This window comes from Mucilaginibacter celer (assembly GCF_003576455.2).
Taxonomy (GTDB): domain Bacteria; phylum Bacteroidota; class Bacteroidia; order Sphingobacteriales; family Sphingobacteriaceae; genus Mucilaginibacter; species Mucilaginibacter celer.
On the sequence record NZ_CP032869.1, the window covers coordinates 4,623,401 to 4,642,334 of the forward strand.

Consider the following 18,934-nt stretch of genomic DNA (forward strand, 5'->3'; position numbering starts at 1 on the left):
AAAATATGGAAAGCCCGTACATTATTCAGTTGCCGAAATTTTTAGATGACAGGGGAAACCTCTCATTTATTGAAGAGAACAACCATATCCCTTTTAAAATTGAGCGCACCTACTGGATTTATGATGTACCGGGCGGCGAACGCCGGGGCGGCCATGCCTACCTGAGCTTGCAGGAGTTTATAGTCGCCTTAAGCGGCAGCTTTGATGTAGTGCTGCACGATGGCGATAAGGAAATGCGTTTCAGCCTTAACCGATCGTACTATGGTTTATATGTACCGAAAATGATGTGGCGCGAGATTGAGAATTTCTCAACTAATTCATTAGCGCTCATTTTGGCGGATGGAAAATATGACGAACAGGATTATATCAGGGATTTTGACCGGTTTGTAAGCAAAGCCCATGAACAGTAAAACAAACACCGTTTTTGATTGCAATATCATCCACCTGCGCCGCATTCATAACCGGGCAGGTAACATTACGCCGGTGGAGAACAACATCCATGTGCCCTTTGATGTAAAGCGGATTTACTATTTATATGATATCCCCGGTGGCGAATCGCGCGCGGCGCACGGGCATAAACAGTTGGAGCAATTTATTGTAGCGGCCAGCGGTAGTTTTGATTTGACCATTGATGATGGCATCAACAAAAAAACCGTGCAGCTAAACCGCCCCTACATGGGCCTGCATGTAAAGCCTGGCATCTGGCGTGATATTTCAAATTTTTCATCGGGCGCTATCTGCCTGGTATTGGCTTCGATGTTATATACCGAAGAGGATTACCTGCGGGATTATACTGCCTTTAAACAATATAAAAACCTGTGATAGCCTTACCCGCTCACCGATACGGATTAATTTTCAGGCTGGTTGAGGAGCATGACGCCGGATTTATTTTGAGCCTTCGTACCGATCCTAAACTATCCAAACATGTTTCGCCGGTAAGCAATGATCTGGAAGCCCAAAAAGCCTGGATCCGTAATTATAAGGAGAGGGAATTACTGGGCGAGGAATATTACTTTTTATATACCGATGCAGAGCATGAACCTCAAGGGGTTTTCAGGCTATACAACATCGATGGCGATACCGTAACTTCGGGCAGCTGGCTGGCCAAAAGCGGCGGCGACGAACTAAACCCCATTAAAGCCGACCTGTTTTTAACATGGGCTATTTTTGAAGGGTTTGGTTTTGAACGCTGCCTGATCGATGTGCGTAAAGACAATAAAAAACTGGTACGCTACCACAAAATGTTTTTTACCCAAACCGGCGAAGACGAGCAAAACATTTATATGGTGATGCACCGCGACGGGTATCAGCGGAAACTTAAATTTTTAACAGATATTATCGACCCCAAATAACAACAGCCATGAATATTGAAACATTTGTACAGGAATTTGCCGAACAATTTGACGAGATCCCGGCCGAATCATTCGCAGCCGATACGCTGTTTAAAGAAAACGACGAATGGAGTTCGATGACGGCACTATCGGTTATTGCCATGGTTGATCAAAACTACTCGGTAAGGCTCACCGGCGACGATGTGCGCAAATCATCAACCATTACCGATATTTATAATATTGTGCTTTCAAAAGCAAACGCGTAAATGGCATATCTGCATATTAAAAATGTGGTAGTTAAAGGTGTATCGGCTTGTGTACCTGCAACTGTGCAGGAAAACACCGGTCTGACCGGTATCCCGGCTGCCGATATGGAAAAGCTGATTAAAACAACCGGCGTTGAGCGCAGGCATATTGTAAGCGAAGGCGTCTGCACTTCCGACCTCTGTTTTAAAGCTGCCGAAAAACTGATCGACGAGCTTGGCTGGGATAAAAACGACATCGGCGGGCTGGTATTCGTATCCCAAACCCCTGATTATATTTTGCCCGCCACCTCCTGCATTTTGCAAAACAGGCTCGGATTACCTACCGATTGCTTTACGCTGGATATTTCATTGGGATGCTCCGGTTTTATTTACGGATTGAGCACACTTGCGGGCTACATGCAATCGGGCATGATTAAGAAAGCTATCCTGCTTACCGGCGATACCTCATCCATCACCAGTTCAAAAAACGATAAAAGCACCTACCCCCTTTTTGGGGACGCAGGCACCGCAACGGCCCTTGAATTTATTGATAGTGAAGAAGGCCTGAAATTTCATTTAGGCAGCGATGGCAGCGGTTACCAGGCTATTATTATTAATGATGGCGGCTACCGCAACCTGTTTACTGAAGCATCGGTAGTTGAAAATACAGTTTCGGAAGGGATTGCCCGTACCAATCTGCATTTGGTATTGGATGGCATGGATGTATTCTCGTTCGGGATCTCGAAAGCCCCGGAATCGGTGAATGCATTGCTTGGCAAATTTGAAATAGACAAAGAAAATATTGATCATTTTTATTTTCACCAGGCCAACCTGATGATGAATGAAAGGATCAGGAAAAAGCTGCAGCTGCCGGAAGAAAAAGTACCGCTTTCCTTACGGGATTTTGGCAATACCAGCAGTGCTACCATCCCCCTCACCATGGTTACCCAAAGCGCCGAAAGCCTGCGCAATGGTAAAAACGAAAACATAGGTTGCGGTTTTGGCGTAGGCCTGTCATGGGGCAGCGTACATTTTTCTACAGAAAATTTAGTAGTTCCGGATTTAGTTTATCATGATTGATTATACTTACAATTTTAGCGGTAAAACAATCCTGGTTACCGGCGCATCATCAGGCATAGGCAAACAGATCAGTATGGATTGCGCTAAAGCCGGTGCCACGGTAATTATGCTTGGCCGCGATGAAGAACGGCTTAACCAAACGCTTTCCCAATTAGAGGGCGATGGCCACCAGGTAATAACCGGCGATTTGAAAGACGAAAAATTTATTGAAAGTGCCTGTAAAGCTTTACCTCCGCTGGATGGCGTAGTACAATCGGCAGGGATGATGAAACTGGTTCCCTTAAAATTTATCAACGCCGCTTTTATTGATGAAATGCTGGCTATTAACCTGCGTGCACCTATCCTGTTGGTCACTACACTGCAAAAGCTAAAAAAGATAAAGCCGGCATCATCCGTAGTGCTGCTTTCGTCCATAAACGGGGCGGTGATCGGCTCACCGGCTAATTCGGTTTATGGCGCAACTAAGGGCGGATTACAATCCTTCTGTAAATCGGCATCGCTTGAGCTGGCGAAAACCAGCATCCGCATCAACTGCATAGCACCGGCCATGGTTGAAACCGAGGGCACAGCAGTAATTGGCGAGCACGTATCTGCCGAAGCCATCGAAGCTGATAAAAAAAATTACCCCTTAGGCCGTTACGGCACACCTGCCGATATTGCCGGCTGCTGCCTGTTTTTATTATCAGGCGCAGGCAGCTGGATTACCGGCACCACCATTACTATCGACGGCGGTTTCACCGCCCAATAACATGAATGCTTATATCAAAGCTATTTCCTACCATCTGCCGCAAGGCCAATTGGATAACGCGGCATTATCAGCCCTGTTCCCGGAATGGGGTGTAGAGAAAATAGCCAATAAAATAGGGGTAGATACCAGGCATATAGCCTCAGTTGATGAATTTGCATCGGATCTGGCTATTGCCGCGGCTCAAAAACTTTTTGCAGAGTATAGCATCAACCCGGCCGAAATAGATTTCGTGCTCTACTGTACCCAAAGCCCCGATTATTTTTTGCCAACCACGGCCTGTATTATCCAGGATAAATTAGGCATCCCGGTGAAAGCCGGGGCGCTTGATTTTAACCTCGGCTGCTCGGGTTACATTTATGGCCTGGCTTTGGCGAAAGGTTTGATAGCTGCCGGGATTGCTAAAAACATACTGCTGCTTACCTCCGAAACTTATTCAAAATTTATCCACCCCGGCGATAAGGGCAACCGCACCATTTTTGGTGACGCTGCCGCTGCTACCCTGGTTAGCACTGATGGCTTAGCAGCTATTGGTGAGTTTGAATTAGGCACCGATGGCAAAGGGGCCGAAAACCTGATGGTGAAAAAAGGAGCTGTCCGCTACCCCGATAAAGGGGCTGATAGCATCAATGACGATTATGGCAATGACCAATCGCCGGCACATTTGCACATGGACGGGCCCGAAATTTTTGCGTTTACGTCAAAAGCCGTTCCCGGTCTTGTTGCCGATACTCTTGTTAAAAACAATCTTGAAAAAGCCGATATCGACCAGTTTATTTTGCACCAGGCCAACCAGTATATGCTGGAACATCTGCGCAAAAAGATGGAGATCCCGGTCGAAAGTTTTTATATCTACATGGCCAACGTTGGCAACACGGTATCATCAACCATCCCCATCGCGCTTTACCATGCCATGCTCAACAAACCGGCCGCGCCTGGTACCAACTGGCTTTTGGCCGGCTTTGGCGTAGGTTACTCTTGGGGAGCAACCGTAATAACCTTTTAACCTTCCTGATGACTATCCCCTTTTTATCGTTCACCGCTCAGAATAATTTAATCGAAGATGAGATCCGCGCGGCATTTGAGCGCGTTTTTCAAAACAAATGGTATATACTGGGCAAGGAAGTATCTGATTTTGAGCTGGCTTATGCGCAGTATAACAACGTAATGCATTGTATTGGCGTAGCTAATGGGCTGGATGCTTTACACATCGCCCTAAAAACACTCGGGATAGGTGAAGGCGACGAAGTAATAACCCCCTCAAATACATTTATCGCCACGTGGCTGGCCGTATCGCAAACGGGGGCAACCATAGTACCTGTTGAACCTAATCCACAAACTTATAACATCGATATAAATCGCATCGAAGCAGCTATCACCCCAAAAACAAAAGTGATAATGCCCGTGCACCTGTACGGCCAGGCCTGCCAGATGGATGCTATTATGCAGATTGCTGATAAGCATAATTTACTTGTTATTGAAGATAATGCACAGGCACAGGGCTGTACCTACAACGGTAAACTTACCGGCAGCTTTGGTAATATTAACGCCACCAGCTTTTATCCAACTAAAAATCTGGGTGCCTATGGCGATGCAGGGGCATTAACCACCAATGATGCAGAACTGGCGCAAAAAGCCAACCTGATTCGCAATTATGGATCGGAGAAAAAATATTATAACGATATCATCGGCGTAAACTCAAGGCTGGACGAGTTACAGGCCGCCTTCCTTTCGGTAAAATTAAAATATCTGAACAGCTGGCTTGATGAAAGAAAACAGATAGCCACTGCCTATACCAAACAACTTGCCGATATTCCGGGCCTTATATTACCGGTTACGGCTCCGGACGCAGATCACGTTCATCATTTATATGTGGTACGTACAATCCGGCGCGACGCGTTAGAACAGCATTTAAACCATAACGGCATCGGTACCGGCATCCACTACCCGGTAGCGCCGCACCTGCAAAAGGCATATCAGCACCTGGGCTATAAAAAAGGCGATTTCCCGATAGCGGAAGAGATAGCCCAAACTTGCCTCAGCCTTCCCCTTAACCCGGGCATGACTGATGATGAGATAACCTACGTTTGCAAAGCTATTCGCCGGTTTTATGAATAACATCCTGATCATCAGCAACAGGCTGGGCATTGGCGGGGCCGAAAAGTTATTGCTCGAGCTGGTTTTCTTCGCCCAAAAAAACAATATTAACCCTACCGTGCTGATATTGGATAGCTACGAACACGAACACTATGATGGCATTTTAAAAGCCAAAGGTGTTAAAGTAGTGCGCACACGTATCAACACCATAAAACATTTCAGGGCACCTGTTAAAATGATCCGCTCGGCGTGGTGGGCTGTTAAACTGAAATACCTTGCAGCAAAATATTATAAAAGTATCCACACCATCGGTTTGTATAATGTCGACAAGGTATTTAACACGGTGCCTCATCCGCACCGTTTTTTTTGGAACGTGAATAACGCTATTCAGTATCCAAACCGCGAATACGCCTATCAACAGGAGCTGTTTGGCGATAGCAATGATACCATCATCAATATTAATAAATACCAGGAAACCGAGCTTCGCCAACAGTACAAGGATGCCATAAAAGCCAAAATGGTTTTGGCAAAATTATTTATCAATGCTCCGGGTTAACCTGGTAGCCCGCATAGCCGGGGATAAAAACTCCTTTCCCGACCTGGTTAAGCTTGCCCATCAACTTAAACAGCAGGGAGTAACAGATTTTTTGGTAACCTTTATCGGCGCTATTGAAGATCAGGGCATTTACCAAAATATTATCACAATAGCCGAACAGCTTGACGTAAGCCATCATATTGCTTTTACCGGAAAGTCTATCCCAATGGCTGAGTTAAGCGACGAGCTTAAAAGCGGCTACTTCCTCAATTTTACGGTTGGCAGTTTTATGGGCTATTCATCTATTGATAGCATCAACCTTGGCTTTAAAACTATTTTTTGCAATTGCGATGCGTACCTAACCGGCGAGCAATATGATTACATCAACGTTTGCCGCAACCTGGATGAGGTGGCTAACCTGCTTTTATTAATAAATAAAGATGCCGGTACTGTTGATAAACAGATCATGACCAATAACCAGCTCATGAAACAATCGTTTTTGTTAACTGCCGCCGAAGCCTCGCAACTCAAAAACTTAATGTTACCCAATGGCTGATCAGGCCGGCATATCTGTAATTATTTGTACTTATAACGGCGCTTCGCAATTGCCGCAAACACTCAGGCACCTGGCCTTACAACAGGTACCTGCAGAAATTAGCTGGGAAATCATCGTTGTAGATAACAACTCTGCCGACGATACCTTTAACAAGGCAAAACAAATTTGGGAAGCATACAAGCTGCCCCAGATTAAGTATACCGTTTTAAGCGAACCGAAGCCAGGGAAACACCATGCCCTTACAACGGGAGTGCATTATGCCGGTTATGAATATATTGTTATTTGCGATGACGATAACCGGCTTGCTGATAACTACATAAAAGAGGCTTATTTTTTTATGGAGGCTAACAGCGCATTTGGCGCTGCGGGCGGGCAGGGTATAGTTGCTGCTGATGTTGAAATACCTGCCTGGTTTTGGCAGCATCAACGCAGCTATGCCGTAGGCAAACAAAACCCTGTATCGGGCGATGTAACGGCTAATGGATATTTATGGGGTGCCGGCATGGTGTTCCGCAAATCGCTTTACATTAAAGTATACAGCAGCATACCCGCCATACTGGCCGGCCCCGACGGAAGCGGGGCCGGGCGCGGTGAAGACGTAGAGCTTTGTATGCGCTTTATTTTAGCCGGATACCGGTTATATTATCATGATGAGCTTGTGTTTACGCATTATATGCATAGTAACCGGCTTGGTGATACCTACAGGCTGCAGCATTTAAATTTAAACCCAAACGAAGAGCGGATCCTGAACCTCTATCGCAAGCAAATTCAACTTAATAAACTTTCGGGTGCAGGTAAACTGCTTCTGCTTTGTACAAGCTTGTTTCGCTACCTGTTCAGCAAAACATTAGCGCAAACCTCAAAATGGCATTATTTGTACGAGGCGGAAATTTTTTTTTTGCTAAGCGGAATCAAACTTTCGCAGCTTGCTGCTGAAGTGGCTGGTATCAGAAAACTAAATCAAATTTTAGCGAAATAAGTATTGCTTAATATTTACACACATTCGCATTTTATTGCCGATGCCTTTGGTCATGGCGGCAATAAACGAAGTGCCCAGATAGCTTACTTACTCAACCAGGCTGGTGTAACCGCCAATCAGGCCGACCTTAATTATGCTGTTGCAAAAGGGAGTAAGTTATCCCACTATTTAACCGGGCTAAAAAAGAATCCGGCACCGGGTGCCGGCCATAAAAGCAAATATGCCATAGGGCGCTACACTGCGGTGATAGAACAATTTATAAAAGAAAAAAAACCGCAGTTATTTATCTGGGAATCGACAGTGGCATACAACCTGTTACTGGCCGAAATATTTCACCGGTACGGGATCCCGGTAATTGCGCTTCCTCATAACCTCGAATCGATGGTGGCCGGTAATAAAAGCGTGTTTTCAAACAAGCCCTCTCCAAAATGGCTTTTTGAAGAGCTTGATTACCTTAAGCTATGCAAAAAGGTATTCACCATCTCGCGTGGGGAGCATTGGTTGCTGGCCAGCTACGGCATTAACGCCGCTTACCTGCCTTACTATCCAGATCTTGCTGCGGAGGCTTTTTTATCAGAGATCCGGAAAAAACGAAGTTTGGCAATCAGCGAAGCAAAAAAAGATGAACAAAGCATCTTACTGCTCGGAACATTTCATAACCAGCCAACCCTAACCGGTTACACCGAATTGCTACAAAAAATTGAGACCATCAAAGACCTCAACATCCATGTTGCTGGTTTCGGTTCGGAAATGTTAAAGGATAAATTTAAGGCAAAAAATATCCGGGTATGGGGATCGGTAGATAACGATACCTTAGCACAACTGATAACAAATTCGGATTGCGCGGTGATCCATCAGCAGCCATCAGGCGGAGCATTAACACGAATCCCCGAATTATTAATTGCCGGTTTGCCGGTTATTGCCAATACCCATGCGGCCCGGAGTTGCGATTTATCCACGGGGATAATCATATACGACAGTTTTGACGAATTAATAACGATCTTATCATCCGGAAACTTCAACCAGCCGCCGCATTTAAACCGCCCTTATGAAGAGCAGGCCTTTACCGCTTATATTAAAACTTTAACAACAGCGCTTTAAAATTGAATCTGCCCGATCTTTCATCTTACCGATCAAATTTTATTAATAAAGGCCTTGGCTTGCCCTTACCTGTTATACAGCATAACCCCAACGGATTGCTTGGCATTTTACCCGCCCCGCCACCCGGCAAAACCGGCTGGCCCTGGGACAGGCAAACCGATCCGGCCAGGTATGATGAAAAAATAAACTGGCCAAAACTTACCATCGTTACGCCTTCATACAACCAGGCCGCTTTCCTGGAGCAAACCATCCGGGCGGTGTTGCTGCAAAACTACCCCAATCTTGAATACATTGTTATGGATGGCGGCAGCAACGATGGTTCTCTACAGATCATCGAAAAATACGCCCCCTGGATCAGCTACTATCAGCATGAAAAAGATCGCGGACAAAGTCATGCCATCAACATGGGTTTCAGCCTGTCGTCGGGCAGTTATCATGCATGGATCAATAGTGATGATTATTACCTTGAGGGCGTTTTTCATAAAGTGATTACAAGCTTTATAAAAACCGCGGTTGATTTTGTGTACGGTTACGGCATTGATCACAATGTTTTAACCGGTGAAGATAAACTGAACCGCATCCTTCCCTTTACCGATTATTTTATCAAAATACCGGGGTTAGTACAGCCATCAACGTTTTGGAATTCACAAATCCACGAACCCATCTGGGAAGAACTTCATTGTGCGCTTGATTATGAACTGTGGCTCAGGCTGGTAAAAGGGCACCGCAGGCTGTTCATCAAACAGCCTTTATCCGTAGCTCACATCCATGACGAAGCCAAAACCCATTCGCCCAAAATGAAAGCACAATGGGAAGCCGATCATCAAAAAATTTGGGCGGCCGACGCGCACGGTATAGTTAGTGAATGGAAAAAAATAGTTTTTTTGAATAAGATAAGAACTAAGCTATACTCGTTATTTCGCAGTAAATAAACCTTTCGGTAATCCATGAAAAATTGGCTAAGGCAGAAGGTATCCCGGTTATTAACCTATTTTATTCCTGAACTACAGGAATTACTATGGCTCAAAAATATCAAAGGATCAACCATTATCCCAAGCGAATTAACGGAATCTGAAACAGATAATGTAAAGATTTTTCCACCCTATCATATTTTTAAAAGTACAATTGGCAATGGAACGTACATTGCGCGTAACTCGTTTATCAGCTTTTGCGAAATTGGTAAATACTGTTCTGTAGGGCCCAATGTAATTTGCGGTTGGGGCATTCACCCAACCAATGGTTTATCAACATCCCCGGTATTTTATTCAACTTCAAACCAGGCAGGTTTTCACTATGCTAATGAAAATAAAATTGACGAGCGCAAGCCTGTAAAAATTGGGAATGATGTTTTTATAGGGATGAATGTTATTATTTTAGATGGAGTTACCATTGGCAACGGTGCAATAATAGGTGCCGGGGCAGTTGTATCAAAAGATATCCCCGCTTATGCTATTGCCTATGGCTCTCCCATCCAGATAAGGAGATTTAGATTTAGCGATGAGCAGATAAAATCGCTCGAAAAAATTAAATGGTGGGATTTTGATGATGAAAAGATCAAAGAAGTTGAACGCTATTTTTTTGATATAGATAAGTTCATTGAAAAATATCAGCCCCCAATTTAAGCACCTATACTTGTTTAACTACATCAATGCTCTTTAACTCCCTGCTCTTTCTTTTATTTTTTGTAATAGTTACCATAACTTATTACCTGTTACCGCACAAATTAAGGTGGATGTGGCTTTTGGCTGCCAGCAGCTACTTTTACATGTACTTTAAGCCCGTTTACATCCTAATCATCCTGTTTACCATTGTAGTTGACTATTGCGCGGGTATCCTTATTCAAAACTCACAGGGTAAAAAGCGAAAGTTGTATCTTATCCTTAGTATAGTCACCAATGTTGGTGTATTGGCGTTTTATAAATATTTCAACTTCATTGCAGTCAATTTAAACCTTGTTTCGGGTTCATTCCACGGGCCTCAATTGCCCCTGGTTGATTTTATACTGCCTATTGGTCTTTCGTTTCATACGTTCCAGGCCATGAGTTACACCATCGAGGTTTACCGCGGCAACCAGACCGCCGAGCGCCATTTTGGTTTGTACGCCTTATACGTAATGTTTTACCCCCAAATGGTTGCCGGCCCTATTGAACGCCCTCAGCATATTTTACCGCAACTGCACCGCGTAAACAATTTTTCGGGCAAGGCACTGCTAAACGGCTTGTTTTTTATTGCCATGGGGATGTTTAAAAAAGTGGTAATTGCCGATAGGCTGGGACTGTTTGTTGATCCCGTATTTACCAATTCGCATGCACATTCTTCGTTAGAGCTCTTGATTGCCACCTATTTTTTTGCGTTTCAAATCTATTGCGATTTTAGCGGCTACTCGGATATAGCCATTGGTACAGCGCTTGTTTTGGGCATTCAATTGATGCAAAATTTCAATTTTCCTTACCTGGCAGCAAACGTTTCAGAATTTTGGAAACGCTGGCATATTTCCCTGTCAACCTGGTTTCGCGATTATGTTTATATTCCGTTAGGCGGCAGTAGGGTGAATTTTTTAAAAACCTGCCTAAACGTGCTCATTGTTTTTATGCTGAGCGGGCTATGGCATGGTGCCAACTGGAAATATTTGGTTTGGGGCGCCATTCATGGTTTGTTGCTGGTAGCTTATCAATTACTAAACAAATTTAACATCCGTGTTACCGGGTTTAAGTTTTTAAAATGGCTGCTTACCTTTAACCTGGTTTGCCTGGCCTGGATCTTTTTCAGGGCCGGTACCGTAGCCGATGCGTTTTATATCCTGAATAAAATATTCAGCGGCAGTAATTTCAATTATTTGTCAAACCGGCTAATGTCTGTTAATGAGCTTTGGTATTGCGTGTTTATCATTTTGGCGCTGTTATTAGGCGAACGTTATTTGCGGCAGGCAAAGGATTATCCGGCCATGCCTAAAATCATTATTATCGGTGCACTGGTTGCTGCCTGTTACTTTCTGGGGATTTTCAACGAAGCGCAGTTCATTTATTTTCAGTTTTAATGCGTAAGATAAGCGGCATATTTATTTTAATAGTTAGCCTTATAACGTTAGGGCTGGCCATGAACCAATCGTTCATCAACAAAATAAAATCTGAAAAGTACTTCGATCATCTTTACCCCAAAATGGCTACCGAAAATGCCCTGTATAAAGCCTTGTTCGTACACTCGGACAGGTGGCGCTATGGGGATTTATACGGGTTAAGCTATTTACATCAGTATAAGTTTGAACTTGAACCTTTTACACAATATCCAGCCAAAACAAACGGAAAAAGCACCAACCGGGTACTTTATATTATAGGCGATAGCTTCCTGGCCGATAAAACACTAACCGGAGCATTCGATGCTTTTGATAACGTTATTTTTCTTGACCGCCGCTTTCCTTTCGGGCCGGTACGACTTGATAGTACCAAACAAAACTACCTTATTATGGAGTTTACCGAGCGAAACCTGAACGGATACGACATCAATAAAACCGATGAAATAAAATGGTCTGCCGAACAAATTAAAACCGGGGCAAATTTCAATAAGCAGTCTCCCGCAGCAGGCACCCAATCACTGCCGTCATCGCTTACCGACAGAATAAACAAGATCCTTTTTAATAGAGATCTGAGTCGTAATCTTGAGCTTATCCTTTTTGATAACAAAACTGCCACACCCTTTAAAGAGGCAAAAGCAGCTTTAAATTACAAACTATTTGGCCGCGTTGCCAATGAAGCAGCGGTTAGTACGGATAAAGAACGGCTATTTTTAAACATAACTGTTGATACCGGCAGCTCACAATCAGCATTCAGGCCCAAAACCAAACAATCTGTCGATTCCATTGCCTCAAACCTCAACCTCGCGGCGGGGTACTACCGGTCAATCGGATTTAAAAAAGTTTTATTATCGGTTATCCCAAATTCGGTTTCCGTTTATGATCAAAACCGGATGCCTTACAATCATTTGCTTGAGCGGGTTGAACAGGCTGTCGGGCTGCCGGTAATCACGGTATATACAATATATAAAACAGATAAACGTAATCTGTATTATAAAAGTGATGCCCACTGGAATCCGGCAGGGATGCAGATCTGGGTAAACGAAACGAATAAGGTTTTAAATTCAAATCTGAATTGACACCTTTTATCTCCATCATCATTCCCCTTTATAACAGCGGTAAAACCCTGCGGCAAACGCTGGATAGCATCGCCGGCCAAAGCTTTAAAAACCTCGAACTGGTTTTTATCGACGGCGGCTCGGCCGATGATACCCAGTATATTGTAAGCAACTTCAGGAAAACCGCTGAGATGGCCGTGCAATTCATTTCCGAACCCGACAAAGGTATTTACGACGCCATGAACAAAGGTATCGATATGGCAACCGGCAGGTGGTTTTACTTTATGGGCGGCGATGATACGCTTGCAGGCACCAATACCCTGCAAACCGTGTACAATAACATCCAAAACGAGGCTGCCGACCTGGTTTACGGTAAGGTAACCGGGGCTGTATCGGGAATAACTTATACAGATGATACCTTGAACAAAGTCCTGTCGCGCGGCATCCATCACCAGGGCATCTTCTACAAACGCGAGGTATTTGATTACACCGGCAAATACGATCTTACTTTTAAAGTAGCGGCCGATTATCACTTAACGCTGAAAGCTTTTTGCAACCCTGCATTCAAAACGCGGTATATTGATGTTGATATAGCGCGTTTTGGCGAAGCGGGCCTAAGTTCAACCCTGTATGATTACCGTTTTTACAGTTATCGTTACCTACTTTTGGCTAAAAATAAAGCCACCCATAAAATTGGAGACCAGGTTGAGGTGCTTAATCAATCCATCTATTGCTGCCTTTACCTTGCTCAGCACAAACAAAGCATGGGCTTTGCCTGGAGTAATATATTATACTATATAACCCGACGTAATCCGCTCAGCATCGCTCAAAGGGCTAAAACATTGTTAAGAATGCTGGCCTGGACCATGAGATCATCCGGATGAATATTGCCCTCATCACACCCTATTTCCCCGACGAGCATACCATCGACAGCGGTATTGCCAACCACTACCGTTTGCTGGCCGAAAGCCTTGCTGTAAGGGGCAATCGCATCGTAGTAATACATGTGCGCGGCCGTTACGATGATGAGCAGGAGGCTTTCGGCGAATACGAGCTCTCACCAAACATTACTGTATTAACCTTTAAGGTTAAAGCCCCGGCACTGGTGTTGCGGCTTTTTAAAAATAAATGGGCTATTATTGATGCTGCCTTAAAACTGAAGTGCATGCGGGTTACCTCCCGTAGTTTAAATAAGATCATAAAGCAATACAACATTGATGTTATAGAAACCAGCAGCTATTTTTCGCTCTGCTATTTCACCCTGCACAAAAAAATTAAAGCGCCCCTGGCGGTGAGGGTAAGCACTACCTTTTCGCAAATGATGAAGGAGCATTACCCTTTTAAATCGAGGGGGATGGATCTGATAGCGGCTATGGAGATTGCGTTTATAAAAAAAAGCAAGCATTTAATCACACACGCCTATAGCCATGCCGAAGAGATAGGGCGGCTTTATGGCATTAATGCCAATCGTTTTGATATTATTCCGCATGGGGTAAACCTGCCCGAAACCGACGCTTATAAAAAAGATCATTCAACTATCAAAGTACTGTATACCGGCCGGCTGGAATACCGCAAAGGCACCGATGTGTTACTGGCTGCCATCCCGCTGGTGTTAAAGGAAAACCCCGGTATTTTGTTTGAGCTGATAGGCCACGATCCCAACAACCAGTACCAAACCTGGTTTGAGCAGGATAATGAAGAGCGTATTTTGCGGCAGGTAATTTTCAGGGGACGGATAGCCAGCAGCGATCTGGCCGATGCTTACCGCAACTGCGATATTTTCGTAGCCCCCTCAAGGTACGAATCCTTCGGTATTATTTTTATTGAGGCCATGAGTTACGGCAAACCGGTTATTGGCTGCGAGGTAGGCGGTGTTCCCGATATTATTGCCGATAATTACAACGGCCTGTTTGCCGATACCGCCGACGCACAAAGCCTGGCCGATAGAATATTAACCTTGGCAGCCGATGAAGCGCTGCGCGAACAGATGGGTGCCAATGCCCGCAAAACCGTCGAAAATAAATTTACGGGTCAAAAACTGGCATCTAACTCATTAAAATATTATCAAACCCTGCAGGCCCAAAGTTGAGAGTTTCCGTTATTATTTCCACGTATAATCCCGATGAAAAACGGCTTGCCCAAACGCTTGACGGATTAAAAAACCAATCGTTGGCAAAGCATGAGTGGGACCTGATCATTATCGATAATAACTCAACCAATAATTTTCATACACAACTTGATTTAAGCTGGCATCCCTTTGCTCAAATCATAACCGAAACCCGGCAGGGTTTAACCTACGCCCGCCTCAGGGGATTTAATGAAGCAGTGACCGGCATCATCGTGATGGTTGATGATGACAACGTGCTCCATACAGATTATCTTGAGCAGGTAGTATCCATATTTGATCAACACCATCAACTGGCAGCTATCGGCGGCAAATCATTGCCCTTGTTTGAAACCGAACCGCCTGCCTGGCTTCCTGAATTTCACCACAATCTCGCTCTCCGGGATCCGGGTAATGATGTTATTATTGAGGGATGGGACAACAAATATCCCGATGCTGCCCCCATTGGCGCGGGCATGGGCATCAGGTACAAAGCACTCAAGCCTTATATTGATAAAATCGCCTCGGGTAAAAGCACTATTGGTGATCGTACGGGCTCATCCCTCAGTTCGGGCGGGGATAATGATATAGTGCTCGAAATCCTGAAATCGGGCTGGCAGGTTGGCTATTTCCCGCAACTCCAACTAAAGCATATTATCCCGGCCAACCGTATGGAGGTGGCTTACCTCGCGCGTTTGGCGCACAATACCAATAAATCGTGGGTGCAGCTATTGCATCATCACGGCATTAACCCATGGCAGCAAATAAAGCCCGCAGGCGTAATGCCCAGAAAAATAAAAGCCTGGTTCAGCTACAAAGCCTGGCAAAGTAAGGCTGCCTATATTAAATGGCAGGGCGCTTGCGGCATGTTTGAAGGCCTTGCCGCCTTGCCTGAAAACTAATGCAGAAATTAATTAATTTTTTATACCGTATCCCCAAATCCAGGCTTAAAAACATCAGGCGCTTTGGCGGTTACCTCAATTACCGTAAAATGATGGCCTCGCGCAAGCTCATGGAAAAGGCGTCATTTTCCTTACCTCCGGTTATTTCGGCCAAGGAAGGCCTGCCGGTTTATTTTTTAACAGGCAAAAACTACCTGTATCAAACCTTGTTCTGCATCCGTTCGCTGGTTTTGGTGTCAAAAATAAAGCTAAGATTTTTGTTGGTTGATGATGGCAGTTTTGATGAAGAACTGATCAACCACATAAAAAAACAGCTCCCTGAAGCAACTATCATCACCAAAGAAATTATCGCCCAAAATCTTGAAAATATAATTCCCCCGGCTCAATTCCCGCACCTGCATCATAAAAGAGCTGTATATCCGCATATCAAAAAACTTACCGATATCCATACTATACCCGGCGACGACTGGAAGCTGGTACTGGATTCAGATATGCTTTTCTGGCGTGAGCCGCGTGAAATGCTGGAATGGCTGCATCATCCGCAACGCCCCCTGCACATGGTTGATTGTGATGAGGCTTACGGCTATTCGAAAAAACTGATGGAAGAGCTGGCCGGTAAAACCATTAAACCGCTGGTTAACGTGGGTGCCATAGGTTTAAACAGCAATGCTATCAACTGGCAAAATATTGAACGCTGGGTTGAGGTATTAGAGCAACGTGAAGGCACATCATACTACCTGGAGCAGGCGCTCTCGGCTATGCTGATAGGCGATGACAACGCCGTTGTGCTGCCTCCGGGCAAATACATTGTTAACCCCTGCAAAGCAACCATCGCCGCACAAAACGGTGTGTTGCACCATTATGTCGATCTCTCTAAAGAGGGTTATTATAAACTGGCATGGAAAAAACTGGTTTAAATCCCCGTCCCCTCGTTTCGGTTTGTATTCCCGCTTATAACTGCGAAAAATATGTGGGCCAGGCAATTAAATCGGTATTAGCCCAAACTTATGCTGATATTGAGGTTATTGTTGTTGATGATGGCTCCGCCGACGGAACTTTAAATGTAATTGAACAAATTGATGATAAGCGGCTTAAAGCGATTTCAACTCCTAATCACGGTGCTTCTGCCGCCCGCAACCTGGCCTATCAAAACGCAACCGGTCAATACATCATTTTTTTTGATGCCGATGATCTGCTTCCGCCCGATTTTATCGACAGGCAGCTAAACCGGATCAACGGCAGGGATGATGTTATTGTACTTTCGGGCTGGGGCCGTTTTTATAATGATGATCCCGGAACCTTTAAGGCAGAACAGATTCCGTACCAGGAAATGCAGCTTGCCGGCTGGATCAATACCTACTGGCGGGCAGGAGCCCCTATGACAGCACCGGGCAGGTCACTCATTCCCCGCAGACTTATAGAAAAAGCCGGCCTTTGGAATGAAGAATTAAGCCTGAACGACGATATGGAGTTTTATACCCGCATGTTTATAAAGGCCCAAAGCATATTATTTTGCCACGATGCCGTATTATATTACCGCTCGGGAATTGGCGGCTTATCAAGCCGTAAAGGCCCAAAAGCGTATAACTCCTTACTGCAATCAATTAGTTTATCCATTAACTACGCGTTGCAGGTAGTTGATAATAGTGATGAAATAAGGCTAAGCAGTGCTAATATGCTGCAAGGGGTTATTTATGAGCTTTATCCTCATCACCGGGAGCTTATTGGTAAAGCACAAAAGCAAATCAACCAGCTGGGCAGGCCCGATCTTAAGTTTATGGCCGGCGGCATTACCAGTTATATGGTAGCTGTTTTGGGATGGAAACTAACCAAATGGGTGAAGCTGTTTTTACAAGGCAGCAGTAATTAATTTATTTAGCAAACACCATTTTCCCCATGAGTCCGGGCCAAATCAGCATTGTAAGCCAATCGCACCTTTGCCGCAATCCGCGGGTGCTGAAAGAAGCAATAGCCTTGGCTGCGGCCGGTTATGATGTAACTATTTTCACCGCCATTTATAGCGACGATTTATACAGGCAGGATCTTTCCTTACTTACAGATACGGGTATCGGCTACAACATTTACAGCGATCTGCGGAAGCAAAATTTCAGCTCGCTTAAGGCCAGGCTAATCAGAAAGTTTTGGTTGTTTGCGCAAGCCCTGGGTATTGAAAGCCGGCATAGTTTGGGCTATGATGCATCGCGCTTAAAAAAACACATACTGGCACAGCCGGCCAATCTTTACATTATGCACCAGGAACTGGCAACCGTAACCGGCAGCCTTATGGTAAATAACCACAAAGTAGCCTTTGATATCGAAGATTGGTACTCTGAAGATCTTTTACCTGATGCCCGCAAAAACAGGCCAATAAAACTTTTAAAGCAGGCCGAAAAAACAGCCATCGAAAAAGGTGCTGCCTGTTATACCACATCGCAGGCTATGGCAAAAGGCCTTCAGGCTTTTTATAAAACGGTAAACCTGCCGGCTGTTATTTACAACTCGTTTAATGCCAACAGCAATACCGGGCAAAATGAACAGCACAACTTTTTACATTTATACTGGCTTTCGCAAACCATTGGCGAGGGCCGGGGCCTTGAGTTTTTTATAAACTGTATGGCCAAAAGCGCCATCAAATGTAAACTGAGCCTCAGAGGGAATGTATCAGAGGCTTACAAAAGCACTTTAAATGCGTTGCTGTCGCCCAAAGACAGTATTGAATTTTTGCCGATGCTGAAAAACAGCGAAATCCAAACCGATATGGCCCGGTATGATATCGGCCTGGCACTTGAGCCTGATAATCCACCTAATAAAGACCTCACCGTTTCGAACAAACTTTTTCATTACATGGCGGCCGGGTTGCCTGTTATTGCTTCGTATACCCGGGGGCAGGCCGAAATAGCGCAACAATCTCCAGATCTGATTTGGCTGTACAAACAAAACAACGCTGAAGAGTTAACGGCGATATTAAATAACCTCGGTGTCAAATTAAAAGCCGGCGAGCTAAACACTTTAAAAAAAACGGTACTGGATCATTATCAATTGCATTTTGATTGGCCCATCGAGGCTGATAAATTGGTTAACATCGTCAACGGCGCCCTTAAAACAACCTGATCAGCCTTAGTTGGAAAAAC

Annotated in this window: 22 protein-coding genes; all 22 read left to right on the plus strand. The window is 44.7% G+C overall.

Annotated features, from left to right (window positions below):
• Window positions 1-5: 5 nt before the first annotated feature.
• The 22 genes from HYN43_RS18830 to HYN43_RS18935 are packed head-to-tail and all read left to right on the plus strand — an operon-like array spanning window position 6 to window position 18,914.
• Window positions 6-410: a sugar 3,4-ketoisomerase gene (locus tag HYN43_RS18830; protein ID WP_119410812.1), complete on the plus strand. Its 405-nt coding sequence runs from the start codon at window positions 6-8 to the stop codon at window positions 408-410.
• On the plus strand, window positions 400-822 hold the full coding sequence (locus HYN43_RS18835) for a sugar 3,4-ketoisomerase (RefSeq protein WP_119410813.1): 423 nt from the start codon (window positions 400-402) through the stop codon (window positions 820-822). Before HYN43_RS18830 ends, HYN43_RS18835 begins: the two co-directional genes overlap by 11 nt.
• A complete protein-coding gene (locus HYN43_RS18840; protein ID WP_119410814.1) occupies window positions 819-1,352 on the plus strand; it encodes a GNAT family N-acetyltransferase in 534 nt (177 codons plus the stop codon). The genes HYN43_RS18835 and HYN43_RS18840 overlap by 4 nt, the downstream gene beginning before the upstream one ends.
• 8 nt (window positions 1,353-1,360) lie before the next feature.
• Entirely contained in the window at window positions 1,361-1,597 is a 237-nt protein-coding gene (locus HYN43_RS18845; protein WP_119410815.1) for an acyl carrier protein, read from the plus strand.
• Window positions 1,598-2,656 (plus strand): 3-oxoacyl-ACP synthase III family protein, encoded by a 1,059-nt coding sequence (locus tag HYN43_RS18850; protein ID WP_119410816.1) that lies wholly within the window; start codon window positions 1,598-1,600, stop codon window positions 2,654-2,656.
• On the plus strand, window positions 2,649-3,404 hold the full coding sequence (locus HYN43_RS18855) for an SDR family NAD(P)-dependent oxidoreductase (RefSeq protein WP_119410817.1): 756 nt from the start codon (window positions 2,649-2,651) through the stop codon (window positions 3,402-3,404). The genes HYN43_RS18850 and HYN43_RS18855 overlap by 8 nt, the downstream gene beginning before the upstream one ends.
• Window position 3,405: 1 nt before the next feature.
• On the plus strand, window positions 3,406-4,407 hold the full coding sequence (locus tag HYN43_RS18860; protein ID WP_119410818.1) for a ketoacyl-ACP synthase III: 1,002 nt from the start codon (window positions 3,406-3,408) through the stop codon (window positions 4,405-4,407).
• 8 nt (window positions 4,408-4,415) lie between these two features.
• Window positions 4,416-5,519: a DegT/DnrJ/EryC1/StrS family aminotransferase gene (locus HYN43_RS18865; RefSeq protein ID WP_119411283.1), complete on the plus strand. Its 1,104-nt coding sequence runs from the start codon at window positions 4,416-4,418 to the stop codon at window positions 5,517-5,519.
• Entirely contained in the window at window positions 5,512-6,054 is a 543-nt protein-coding gene (locus HYN43_RS18870) for a glycosyltransferase family protein (protein ID WP_119410819.1), read from the plus strand. Before HYN43_RS18865 ends, HYN43_RS18870 begins: the two co-directional genes overlap by 8 nt.
• Window positions 6,041-6,589: a hypothetical protein gene (locus HYN43_RS18875; protein ID WP_119410820.1), complete on the plus strand. Its 549-nt coding sequence runs from the start codon at window positions 6,041-6,043 to the stop codon at window positions 6,587-6,589. The genes HYN43_RS18870 and HYN43_RS18875 overlap by 14 nt, the downstream gene beginning before the upstream one ends.
• Entirely contained in the window at window positions 6,582-7,568 is a 987-nt protein-coding gene (locus HYN43_RS18880; protein ID WP_119410821.1) for a glycosyltransferase family 2 protein, read from the plus strand. The genes HYN43_RS18875 and HYN43_RS18880 overlap by 8 nt, the downstream gene beginning before the upstream one ends.
• Window positions 7,569-7,571: 3 nt before the next feature.
• Window positions 7,572-8,669, plus strand: coding sequence for a glycosyltransferase family protein (locus HYN43_RS18885; protein WP_119410822.1), 1,098 nt, complete (start codon window positions 7,572-7,574; stop codon window positions 8,667-8,669).
• A gap of 2 nt (window positions 8,670-8,671) precedes the next feature.
• Window positions 8,672-9,601 carry a glycosyltransferase family 2 protein gene (locus HYN43_RS18890; protein WP_205589787.1) on the plus strand — a complete coding sequence of 310 codons (930 nt, stop codon included), beginning with the start codon at window positions 8,672-8,674 and terminating at the stop codon, window positions 9,599-9,601.
• Window positions 9,602-9,616: 15 nt separating this feature from the next.
• Window positions 9,617-10,291, plus strand: coding sequence for a CatB-related O-acetyltransferase (locus HYN43_RS18895; protein ID WP_119410823.1), 675 nt, complete (start codon window positions 9,617-9,619; stop codon window positions 10,289-10,291).
• Between the two features lie 26 nt (window positions 10,292-10,317).
• A complete protein-coding gene (locus tag HYN43_RS18900; protein ID WP_119410824.1) occupies window positions 10,318-11,706 on the plus strand; it encodes an MBOAT family O-acyltransferase in 1,389 nt (462 codons plus the stop codon).
• Window positions 11,706-12,818, plus strand: a complete 1,113-nt coding sequence (locus HYN43_RS18905; protein WP_119410825.1) for an alginate O-acetyltransferase AlgX-related protein — start codon at window positions 11,706-11,708, stop codon at window positions 12,816-12,818. The genes HYN43_RS18900 and HYN43_RS18905 overlap by 1 nt, the downstream gene beginning before the upstream one ends.
• On the plus strand, window positions 12,815-13,681 hold the full coding sequence (locus HYN43_RS18910; protein ID WP_119410826.1) for a glycosyltransferase family 2 protein: 867 nt from the start codon (window positions 12,815-12,817) through the stop codon (window positions 13,679-13,681). Before HYN43_RS18905 ends, HYN43_RS18910 begins: the two co-directional genes overlap by 4 nt.
• Entirely contained in the window at window positions 13,678-14,886 is a 1,209-nt protein-coding gene (locus tag HYN43_RS18915; protein ID WP_119410827.1) for a glycosyltransferase family 4 protein, read from the plus strand. The genes HYN43_RS18910 and HYN43_RS18915 overlap by 4 nt, the downstream gene beginning before the upstream one ends.
• Window positions 14,883-15,803, plus strand: coding sequence for a glycosyltransferase (locus tag HYN43_RS18920; RefSeq protein WP_119410828.1), 921 nt, complete (start codon window positions 14,883-14,885; stop codon window positions 15,801-15,803). Before HYN43_RS18915 ends, HYN43_RS18920 begins: the two co-directional genes overlap by 4 nt.
• Window positions 15,803-16,720: a glycosyl transferase gene (locus HYN43_RS18925; RefSeq protein ID WP_119410829.1), complete on the plus strand. Its 918-nt coding sequence runs from the start codon at window positions 15,803-15,805 to the stop codon at window positions 16,718-16,720. Before HYN43_RS18920 ends, HYN43_RS18925 begins: the two co-directional genes overlap by 1 nt.
• Window positions 16,702-17,673: a glycosyltransferase family 2 protein gene (locus HYN43_RS18930; protein ID WP_119410830.1), complete on the plus strand. Its 972-nt coding sequence runs from the start codon at window positions 16,702-16,704 to the stop codon at window positions 17,671-17,673. Before HYN43_RS18925 ends, HYN43_RS18930 begins: the two co-directional genes overlap by 19 nt.
• Before the next feature lie 26 nt (window positions 17,674-17,699).
• Window positions 17,700-18,914 carry a glycosyltransferase gene (locus HYN43_RS18935; RefSeq protein ID WP_119410831.1) on the plus strand — a complete coding sequence of 405 codons (1,215 nt, stop codon included), beginning with the start codon at window positions 17,700-17,702 and terminating at the stop codon, window positions 18,912-18,914.
• The last annotated feature ends 20 nt before the right edge of the window (window positions 18,915-18,934 follow it).